Genomic DNA, 9,458 nt, shown 5'->3' on the forward strand with positions numbered 1-9,458 from the left:
TACGAGGCCAAAAGTCGTGATCGTCAGCTTAGAGCCTTACAGCGTAAGGCTACAAAGCTGGGTGTTCGATTGGTCGCGGCTTAAAAAGCTTTGGAGAACAAGGGGATGGATTTTGTTTGATGAGAGCTTGCTCCCGCTGGGCTACGAAGTAGCCCCATCTTTGCGATTGCTACGCAATCGAGCGGGAGCAAGCTCCCTCGCCACAGGTTGTTTGCAAGCCTCTCACCTGCCAGCACCCAAAAAATCCTCAAGCCCCGCTCTTGCGACAAGATGCGGGGCTTTTTTACGGCTATCGTATGGAGATATCCAGCACAAGGAGCAGGCGGGCATGCGTCAGCATTCGGTCATCCACACACCGAAACCGAGCGATTACCAGGAACTGACCCAGGTCTGGGAAGCGTCGGTGCGGGCCACCCATGACTTTCTACCGGACAGCTACATCGAATTGCTGAAAAACCTGGTACTCACTCGCTACCTGGATGCGGTGATGCTCATTTGCACCCGGGACGCGCGCCAACGGATCACCGGTTTCGCCGGTGTCGCGGCGGGCAAGATCGAGATGCTCTTTATCGACCCGCAACACCGTGGCCAGGGCCTGGGCAAGCTGTTGCTGCGCTACGCCATGGAACACCTGAACGCCGATCAACTGGATGTCAACGAACAGAACCCGCAAGCCTTGGGCTTTTACCTCAAGCAAGGCTTCGAAGTGGTCGGGCGCGCGGCAAAAGATGGCATGAACCAGCCCTACCCGCTACTGCACATGCGCTACAAGCAGCCTGACCTGAAGGCGGGACGCGGCTAAAAGTTGCATGAGGCAAATGGACCCGCGATTAACCGGCGCCAGGCAGGTACAATGCCCACCCTCTTTTTGTTACGGCCCCCGTCATGACTGACCCGATTCGTCTCTCCAAACGCCTCATCGAACTCGTCGGCTGTTCCCGTCGGGAGGCTGAGCTGTTCATCGAGGGCGGCTGGGTCACTGTGGACGGCGAAGTGATCGATGAGCCGCAGTTCAAGGTGACGGCCCAGAAAGTCGAACTCGATCCCGAGGCCAAGGCCACCGCGCCGGAGCCGGTGACGCTCCTGCTGAACGTCCCGGCTGGCATGGATGTAGACACCGCAATGGCTTCCCTCGGACCGCAGACCCTGAGCGAAGAACATCGCTTCGGCAAACGCCCGCTCAAGGGGCATTTCCTGCGCCTGACCGCCAGCGCCGACCTGCAGGCCAACGCCAGCGGGCTGCTGGTGTTCACCCAGGACTGGAAGATCTTGCGCAAGCTCACCGCCGACGCCGCCAAGATCGAGCAGGAATACGTCGTGGAAGTCGAAGGCGAAATGGTCGCCCATGGCCTCAATCGCCTGAACCATGGCTTGTCCTACAAGGGCAAGGAGTTGCCGGCGGTCAAGGCCAGTTGGCAGAACGAGAACCGCCTGCGCTTTGCTATGAAGAACCCGCAGCCCGGCGTGATCGCGCTGTTTTGCCAGGCGGTCGGCCTCAAGGTCGTCGCCATTCGCCGCATCCGCATCGGCGGCGTGTCCATCGGCAAAGTGCCGCTGGGCCAGTGGCGCTACTTGTCTGCCAAAGAGAAATTCTAATTTTCCCGGCGCCGCACCGAACGCAGGCGCCCACTGCCGATTGATCAGGACAGCACACATGATTCACAACGACGTACTGCGCAGCGTGCGCTACATGCTCGACATCAGCGACAAGAAAGTCATCGAGATCATCAAGCTGGGCGGCCTCGACGTCTCCCTGGCGGACTTGGCGGGCTACCTCAAGAAAGACGAGGAAGAAGGCTTCGTGTTCTGCCCCGACGAGGTCATGGCGCATTTTCTCGATGGCCTGGTGATCTTCACGCGCGGCAAGGACGAACGCCGTCCGCCGCAGCCCATCGAAGTGCCGGTGACCAACAACATCATCCTCAAGAAACTGCGGGTGGCCTTCGAACTGAAGGAAGACGACATGCACGCCATCCTCAAGGCGGCCGAGTTCCCGGTGTCCAAGCCGGAACTGAGCGCGCTGTTCCGCAAGTTCGGCCACACCAACTACCGGCCGTGCGGTGACCAGTTGCTGCGCAACTTCCTCAAGGGCCTGACGCTGCGCGTTCGCGGCTGACTTCCCAGGCCTCCTGGGCCTTTGTGGCAAGGGAGCTTGCTCCCGCTGGACGCGCAGCGTCCCCTCGCGGTGTGTCAGACAACACCAGGGGGCCGCTTCGCGGCCTAGCGGGAGCAAGCTCCCTCGCCACAGAAGCGCTCTTGCCATGGAGAACAGTGCCAACCTGGTCCCTCGCGTTATGATGCCTTTTCAACCTCGCCCCGATCCCAACCCATGACCTACAGCGTCTCCCCCATCGGCTTCCTACGCTCCTGCTTCAAGGAGAAGTTCGCCATTCCCCGCCAACCGCAACTGGCGCCGGCCGCACGCGGCGTGCTGGAACTGGTGGCGCCGTTCGACCAGGGCGAGGCGGTGCAGGGCCTGGAGCAAGTCAGCCATGTCTGGCTGCTGTTTCTGTTCCACCAGGCCCTGGAAGACAAGCCACGCCTGAAAGTGCGGCCGCCACGCCTGGGCGGCAACAAGTCCATGGGCGTGTTCGCCACCCGCGCCACCCATCGCCCCAACGGCATCGGCCAGTCGGTGGTGAAGCTGGAACGGGTGGAAGCCGGACGCCTGTGGCTCTCGGGCATCGATTTGCTGGACGGCACCCCGGTGCTGGACATCAAGCCCTACGTGCCCTATGCCGACATCATCGGCTCGGCCTCCAACAGCATCGCCAGCGCCGCGCCTGAGTTGATTCCGGTGCAATGGGCGGATACCGCCCTGCTGCAAGCACGCGAGCATGCCATGCGACTGGGGGAACCCCTGGTGGAGCTGATTGAACAATGCCTGGCCCAAGACCCACGCCCGGCGTACCAGATTCCTACAGCCGAACGGGAATATGGTGCGCAGTTCTGGGATCTGGATGTGCGCTGGCATTACCCGCAGCCGGGGGTGATCCGGGTGTTTGAAGTAATCCCAACGAAGGAGTAATCGCCGGAAACGAAAAAGCCCGCGCGGCCTTCATCAGGCGGCGCGGGCTTTTTTCTTGGTCTGTCAGTGTGACCGAGTCGCTGCCATCGCGAGCAAGCTCGCTCCCACAGGGTTTTGTGTTGTGTCAGATCTCTCGAACAACACAAATCAACTGTGGGAGCGAGCTTGCTCCGGGCGGCGATCCGACGATGGCGATCTATCAATCGCCACAAATACAGCTTACTTCTCTACAAACGCCCGCTCGATCAGGTAGTCACCCGGCTCGCGCATACGCGGCGAAACGGTCAGGCCGAAGCTGTTGAGCACTTCGCTAGTCTCGTCGAGCATGCTCGGGCTGCCGCACAACATGGCGCGGTCGTCCTGCGGGTTGATCGGTGGCAGGCCGATGTCGCGGAACAGCTTGCCGCTGCGCATCAGGTCGGTCAGGCGGCCTTCGTTCTCGAACGGCTCGCGCGTCACGGTCGGGTAGTAGATCAGCTTGTCACGCAGGGCTTCGCCGAAGAACTCGTTCTGCGGCAAGTGCTCGGTGATGAACTCGCGATAGGCGACTTCATTGACGTAGCGCACGCCGTGGCACAGGATCACTTTTTCGAAACGCTCATAGGTTTCCGGATCCTGGATGACGCTCATGAACGGCGCCAGACCAGTACCGGTGCTGAGCAGGTACAGATGCTTGCCAGGCTTGAGATCGTCCAGCACCAGGGTGCCGGTGGGTTTCTTGCTGATGATGATCTCGTCGCCTTCCTTCAGGTGCTGCAACTGGGAAGTCAGCGGACCATCGGGCACCTTGATGCTGAAGAATTCGAGATGCTCTTCCCAGTTCGGGCTGGCAATCGAGTAAGCGCGCATAAGCGGGCGGCCGTTGGGCTGTTGCAGGCCGATCATCACGAACTGACCGTTCTCGAAGCGCAGGCCCGGATCGCGGGTGCACTTGAAGCTGAACAGAGTGTCGTTCCAGTGATGAACACTGAGGACACGCTCGTGGTTCATGTTGCTCATGTACGGGGACTCCTGGGAATGATGCCTGCGCCGATAATCTGCGCAATTGCATCGCATTCTAATGGCGGCGACAATATCTGTTAAATGGATTATTAAGATAAGGGTTATCGGTTATATAGATATGCGATTTACTCTACGTCAACTTCAAGTCTTCGTCGCCGTCGCCCAGCAGGAAAGCGTGTCTCGCGCTGCGGGCCAGCTCAATCTGTCGCAGTCGGCGGCCAGCACCTCCATCACCGAACTGGAGCGGCAATCGAGCTGCCAGCTCTTCGACCGTGCCGGCAAACGCCTGAGCCTCAATGCCCTGGGCAAACAACTGCTGCCCCAGGCCGTGGCGCTGCTGGACCAGGCCAAGGAGATCGAAGACCTGCTCAATGGCAAATCCGGTTTCGGCTCACTGGCGGTCGGCGCGACACTGACCATTGGCAATTACCTGGCGACCTTGTTGATCGGCGGTTTCATGCAACGCCATCCGGAAAGCCAGGTGAAGCTGCATGTGCAGAACACTGCCAATATCGTGCACCAGGTTGCCCACTATGAAATTGATCTGGGTCTAATCGAAGGCGACTGCAGCCACCCGGACATCGAAGTGCAAAGCTGGGTCGAGGACGAACTGGTAGTGTTCTGTGCCCCTCAACACCCGCTGGCCAAGCGCGGCCAGGCAACCATGGAGGAACTGACCCATGAAGCCTGGATTCTGCGGGAGCAGGGTTCGGGCACGCGACTGACCTTCGACCAGGCCATGCGCCACCACCGTAGCGCGTTGAATATCCGCCTGGAGCTGGAACACACCGAAGCCATCAAGCGCGCCGTGGAGTCCGGCCTGGGCATTGGCTGCATCTCCCGCCTGGCCTTGCGCGACGCCTTTCGCCGCGGCAGCCTCGTCGCGGTTGAAACCCCGGACATGGACCTGGCGCGGCAGTTCTATTTCATTTGGCACAAACAGAAGTACCAGACCTCGGCCATGCGCGAATTCCTCGAACTGTGCCGGGCCTTCACCGCCGGGGCCCAACGCAGCGACGAAATCGTGCTGCCGGCCATTGCCTGACCCGTTACAGCAGGATCAGGCCCCACACCAATGCGATCATCGTCAGGGCGACGAACTGGGCGGCGCTGCCCATGTCCTTGGCGTTTTTCGACAACGGGTGCAACTCCAGGGAGATGCGGTCGATGGCTGCCTCCACCGCCGAGTTGAGCAACTCCACGATCAGTGCCAGCAGACACACGGCAATCAGCATCGCCTGTTCGACACGACTGACGTTCAGGAAGAACGACAGCGGAATCAGGACGACGTTGAGCAGCACCAACTGACGGAAAGCCGCTTCGCCGACAAAAGCCGCGCGCAGCCCGTCCAAGGAATAGCCGGAGGCATTGAGGATGCGTTTCAGGCCGGTCTGGCCTTTAAAAGGTGACATAGAGTGGGCAACTGATCGAAAAGGAGTGGAGAAACTAATTCAAACCCGGTCAAAAAAGCGTGAAGCAGCGCATCAAGCCTGCGGCGAAATTGACTCAAGTTGTTGCAACAACAGGGCCGCCTGGGTCCGGGTGCGTACATTCAGTTTACGGAAGATCGCCGTGACGTGAGCCTTGATGGTGGCCTCCGACACGTTCAGTTCATAGGCAATCTGCTTGTTCAGCAAGCCTTCGCAGACCATGGTCAACACCCGGAACTGCTGCGGGGTAAGGCTGGCCAGGCCCGCGCTGGCGGCCTTGGCTTCTTCGGACACGCTCACGGCTTCGAACGCCTGGGGAGGCCAGCAGACGTCGCCGTCCAGGACCGCCTTCACGGCCTTTTGAATCATTTCAAGGGAACTGGACTTGGGTATGAAGCCACTGGCGCCGAACTCCCGGGCCTTCACCATCACCGAGGCTTCTTCCTGGGCCGAGACCATGACCACGGGGATCTGCGGATATTGGCCGCGCAACAGCACCAGCCCTGAAAAACCATAGGCACCGGGCATGTTCAAGTCCAGCAGCACCAGGTCCCAGTCGGCCTTGTCCGTCAGCCGGGCCTCCAGTTCCGCGATGCTGGCCACCTCCGTCAACCGGACAGCCGGGCCAAGGCCCAGGGTCACTGCCTGATGCAACGCGCTGCGAAAAAGCGGGTGGTCATCGGCAATCAGGATTTCGTATGTGGCCATTTTTCAAATGATCCTGTTTTTAATGGCAGGCCCGATGCATTCGCGCCTCGCCAAGACAACTCGAGACACCGCCCGGCGACGGTATCCACAGGGGCACGTTCAACGCCAAACATAGCGTTTCAAACAGTGGGCGGCGCCCTGGTCGGCGCCAAGCATGCCCAGCGAAGCCAGGGTGGTCAAGCAGCACGGCCGCCCCTTTGTCCAGTATGGGCCACTATTGGGCCAATACTGCGTGCGGCGTACGGATGAAGGGTTGCAACTCGGCATGGGCCGGAGTCGACAGGTTCACCTCCCGCTGGCCCTTGGCGCCCAGGTAATGCTGGCTGAACACATCGAAATAGGCATCCAGGGCCGACGCGGCGTCGCTGTCCCCCGCCAATTCCAGGCACAACGCCGCCACCTCAGCGGTGCACAAGTGCTCGCTGCGGGTCGAACGGCGCAAGCGGTAGCGCGACAGTTTGTCGGGAAGCAGGCTCAGGATCGGCAGTCGGTCGAAATACGGGCTTTTACGGAAAATCTTCCGCGCCTCCGTCCAGGTCGCGTCCAGCAGAATGAACAGCGGACGCTTGGCGTGATCGAGATCCACCGTATGGGTGACTCGCGATGGCTCGACATATTCGCCGGGGAACACCAGGTAAGGTTGCCATTGCGGATCGTTCAGCAACGCCAGCAGTTGCTCATCGACCTCGGTGCGCGACCAGATGAACGCATGGTTGTCCCGCACCACATCGGCTATCAGCCAACCGGTATTGCTTGGCTTGAACACCTCCTTGTTGGTCATGATCAAACAAACCCCGGAACGGGTCTCGACGCTCGGACGCCAGGCGCACAGGCAATGGCTCTCGATCACACGGCAGGCGCTGCAACGGGGCGCGCGCCAGCCCCGGGCCTGAATCGGCTTGATGCCTTCATCGATGCGCTGGTCGCGCAGGCGGGCTACGGCGTTAGGGGCGTGATTCATCGTGGGCAACGCCGGCGGACAGGAAAACTCGACACGAACAACACTCGGCAGGGCAATAAAGGCCGGCAGTCTACCAGAGCGCACGAACCTGTACCGTCCACACGGGCTCCCCTATAATCCCCGGCCACTGAACGCACAGTCATGTGATCGGTCGAACCACCAGTCACTGAACCAGGAGAGTTTCATGCTGCGCCTTATCGTCCCTACCGTTGCCGTTCTGCTGGCGACGTCCTTCAGCGCTCAGGCTGCCTCGCTGAAAGAACTCGAACTGAACAAGATGCTGCAGAACGTTGCCAAGGAAAGTAGCGTCGGCACGCCGCGGGCGATCAACGAAGACATTCTCGACCAAGGTTATACCGTCGAAGGCACCGAGCTGATCAACCACCTCAGCGTGCAGAGCAGCCATGCCCAGAAGATGCGCGCAGACCCCAAGGCCGTGTATTTCCAACTGGGTTCCACGGTGTGCACCAATCCGGGCTTTCGCAAGTTGATGGCCAAGGGCGCGACGATGCGCTATGAATTTACCGAGGTTAAGACCAACCGTCCGGTCGCGACCGAACGCTTCCAGGAATCGGATTGCCCGAAACCCGCCAAGACGAAGAAGTAATCACCCCGAGCTTGCGCGCCGCTGCTCATCGTCGGCGCGCAGTTCCGCCACCAGCGCCTGTAGATAGCGCGAGCGCCATGCTCGCCCGCCCAGCCGGCGACAGCATTCTTCCTCAAGACTCACCCGATTGGCCTGTGCCGATTCCAACAGCATCAAGTACAACTGCCTGTCGAGTTCCAGAGTCACCCTGGCCATCTCTCCCGCCTCCCTGCCCGATCCGCTTCAATCCAATCACGTGGCACCCAGCCCTGGGCGTCAATTACGTTGGCACGCTTGTTATCAGTAAATCAGAGCGACACGCAGTCGGCCGGCAATCTGACGAGCGGCGCGATATTGCCGTGTGCTTATCCAGCGGTTGCCAACGGTCACTTTTGAGCGCCATGATCAGACAGCAAAGATCGGCTAGATTCAGAAGTATTCTTAGCAGTTGCACCGGGCAGAAAGAGCCTGTCCGGCCAACACTTTGGCGTGCTTGTTTTTATCAAAGGGAAGAACAGAACCCGTTGGATGGCTTGGTCGCCTGCCTCAGGCCGCGTCAAGCCAGGTCAGCCGCCAGCCGATGCCTGGGCTGACAACGACACACGGAGGGTCGTGGCCCGAACGAATCTCTCGTTCGGGCCGGGGTCCTGTTAAGAAGGAGAAGCTGAATGCCTTATAAACCGAATGACCTGCTCAATCGTCATTTTGAGAACCACGGCCACGACCTCACCCGCAAGGTCGAAGAACAACTCAACCTGGTATCCCCCGACAGCCCCAACCTCCCCATTTACCGCGACATGATCCTGACTGTGCTGCGCAAGGCCCAGGAGGATCACAACCGCTGGAATGCCAAGATTACGCTGCAAGCCCTAAGGGAATTGGAACAGGCCTTTCGTACGCTCGAACCATTCAAGGGCCGGCGCAAGGTGACGGTCTTCGGCTCGGCCCGAACGCCCATCGAACATCCTCTGTACGGCCTGGCCCGTGAGTTGGGCGCTGCGCTGGCCCGCTCAGACATGATGGTCATCACCGGTGCCGGCGGTGGCATCATGGCCGCGGCCCATGAAGGCGCAGGGCGTGACCATAGCCTGGGATTCAATATCACCCTGCCTTTCGAACAGCATGCAAACCCGACCGTTGAAGGCACGTCGAATCTGTTGCCGTTCCACTTCTTCTTTACCCGCAAACTGTTTTTCGTCAAGGAGGCCGACGCACTGGTGCTCTGTCCCGGCGGTTTCGGCACGCTTGATGAGGCACTGGAAGTCCTTACGCTGATACAGACCGGTAAAAGCCCATTGGTACCGGTGGTCCTGCTGGATGTTCCCGGAGGCAAGTTCTGGCAAGGCGCCCTGGACTTTATCCGCGAGCAGCTGGAGGAAAATCGCTACATCCTGCCCACAGACATGAAGCTCATGCGCCTGGTGTACAACGCCGAGGAGGCCGTGGACGAGATCAACCAGTTCTACCGCAACTTCCATTCCAGTCGCTGGCTCAAGCACCAGTTCGTGATCCGCATGAATCACAAGCTAAGCGAACAGGCCGTGCAGCAGATGCAGGTGGATTTTGCCGATCTGTGCCTGAACGACTGTTTTCATCAACATGACTACGGCGGTGAAGAGCACGACGAGGCCCGATTCAGTCATCTGACGCGGCTGACGTTCGCCTTCAACGCCCGCAACCACGGTCGCTTGAGGGAGCTGGTGGATTACATCAACCTGTCGGAAAACTGGGCCCAGCCCACCC

General features: G+C 60.0%; 12 protein-coding genes. 7 read left to right on the forward strand and 5 right to left on the reverse strand.

Annotation, left to right across the window (positions count from 1 at the left end; translation table 11 throughout):
• Positions 1-328 precede the first annotated feature (328 nt).
• The 4 genes from HGO40_RS29600 (at position 329) to tsaA (ending at position 3,028) form a co-directional block, all read left to right on the forward strand.
• Positions 329-802 carry a GNAT family N-acetyltransferase gene (locus tag HGO40_RS29600; protein WP_250965936.1) on the forward strand — a complete coding sequence of 158 codons (474 nt, stop codon included), beginning with the start codon at positions 329-331 and terminating at the stop codon, positions 800-802.
• An 83-nt stretch (positions 803-885) separates the two neighbouring features.
• Positions 886-1,596, forward strand: coding sequence for an rRNA pseudouridine synthase (locus HGO40_RS29605; protein ID WP_250965937.1), 711 nt, complete (start codon positions 886-888; stop codon positions 1,594-1,596).
• Between the two features lie 58 nt (positions 1,597-1,654).
• Positions 1,655-2,116 carry a YehS family protein gene (locus tag HGO40_RS29610; RefSeq protein ID WP_250965938.1) on the forward strand — a complete coding sequence of 154 codons (462 nt, stop codon included), beginning with the start codon at positions 1,655-1,657 and terminating at the stop codon, positions 2,114-2,116.
• Between the two features lie 213 nt (positions 2,117-2,329).
• Positions 2,330-3,028, forward strand: a complete 699-nt coding sequence (tsaA, locus tag HGO40_RS29615; protein WP_250965939.1) for a tRNA (N6-threonylcarbamoyladenosine(37)-N6)-methyltransferase TrmO — start codon at positions 2,330-2,332, stop codon at positions 3,026-3,028.
• A 219-nt stretch (positions 3,029-3,247) separates the two neighbouring features.
• On the opposite strand, the gene fpr is transcribed toward tsaA, so the two are convergent.
• Positions 3,248-4,027, reverse strand: coding sequence for a ferredoxin-NADP reductase (fpr, locus tag HGO40_RS29620; protein ID WP_003184787.1), 780 nt, complete (start codon positions 4,025-4,027; stop codon positions 3,248-3,250).
• 121 nt (positions 4,028-4,148) lie between these two features.
• On the opposite strand from fpr, the gene HGO40_RS29625 reads away from it, so the two are divergent.
• Positions 4,149-5,075, forward strand: a complete 927-nt coding sequence (locus HGO40_RS29625; protein ID WP_024617637.1) for a LysR family transcriptional regulator — start codon at positions 4,149-4,151, stop codon at positions 5,073-5,075.
• A gap of 4 nt (positions 5,076-5,079) precedes the next feature.
• Here HGO40_RS29625 and HGO40_RS29630 read toward each other — a convergent pair whose 3' ends face one another.
• From HGO40_RS29630 to HGO40_RS29640, 3 genes are all read right to left on the reverse strand, one after another.
• Entirely contained in the window at positions 5,080-5,442 is a 363-nt protein-coding gene (locus HGO40_RS29630; protein ID WP_250965940.1) for a diacylglycerol kinase, read from the reverse strand.
• A gap of 72 nt (positions 5,443-5,514) precedes the next feature.
• Positions 5,515-6,168, reverse strand: a complete 654-nt coding sequence (gene erdR / locus HGO40_RS29635; protein WP_186705557.1) for a response regulator transcription factor ErdR — start codon at positions 6,166-6,168, stop codon at positions 5,515-5,517.
• A gap of 214 nt (positions 6,169-6,382) precedes the next feature.
• The gene (locus tag HGO40_RS29640) at positions 6,383-7,129 is read right to left on the reverse strand and encodes a tRNA-uridine aminocarboxypropyltransferase (RefSeq protein WP_250965941.1); all 747 of its coding nucleotides are present in this window, start codon (positions 7,127-7,129) and stop codon (positions 6,383-6,385) included.
• 184 nt (positions 7,130-7,313) lie between these two features.
• Between HGO40_RS29640 and HGO40_RS29645 the strand changes: the two genes are divergently transcribed.
• Entirely contained in the window at positions 7,314-7,736 is a 423-nt protein-coding gene (locus HGO40_RS29645) for a quorum-sensing-regulated virulence factor family protein (RefSeq protein WP_003198359.1), read from the forward strand.
• Here the strand turns inward: HGO40_RS29645 and HGO40_RS29650 are convergent, their stop codons facing one another.
• On the reverse strand, positions 7,737-7,931 hold the full coding sequence (locus tag HGO40_RS29650) for a hypothetical protein (protein ID WP_186705555.1): 195 nt from the start codon (positions 7,929-7,931) through the stop codon (positions 7,737-7,739).
• A 452-nt stretch (positions 7,932-8,383) separates the two neighbouring features.
• Here HGO40_RS29650 and HGO40_RS29655 point away from each other — a divergent pair.
• Positions 8,384-9,458 (forward strand): LOG family protein (locus tag HGO40_RS29655; protein ID WP_250965942.1); only part of this gene is annotated, 1,075 nt, incomplete at its 3' end.

It is taken from the genome of Pseudomonas sp. CG7, assembly GCF_023701885.1.
GTDB lineage: Bacteria > Pseudomonadota > Gammaproteobacteria > Pseudomonadales > Pseudomonadaceae > Aquipseudomonas > Aquipseudomonas zanjanensis.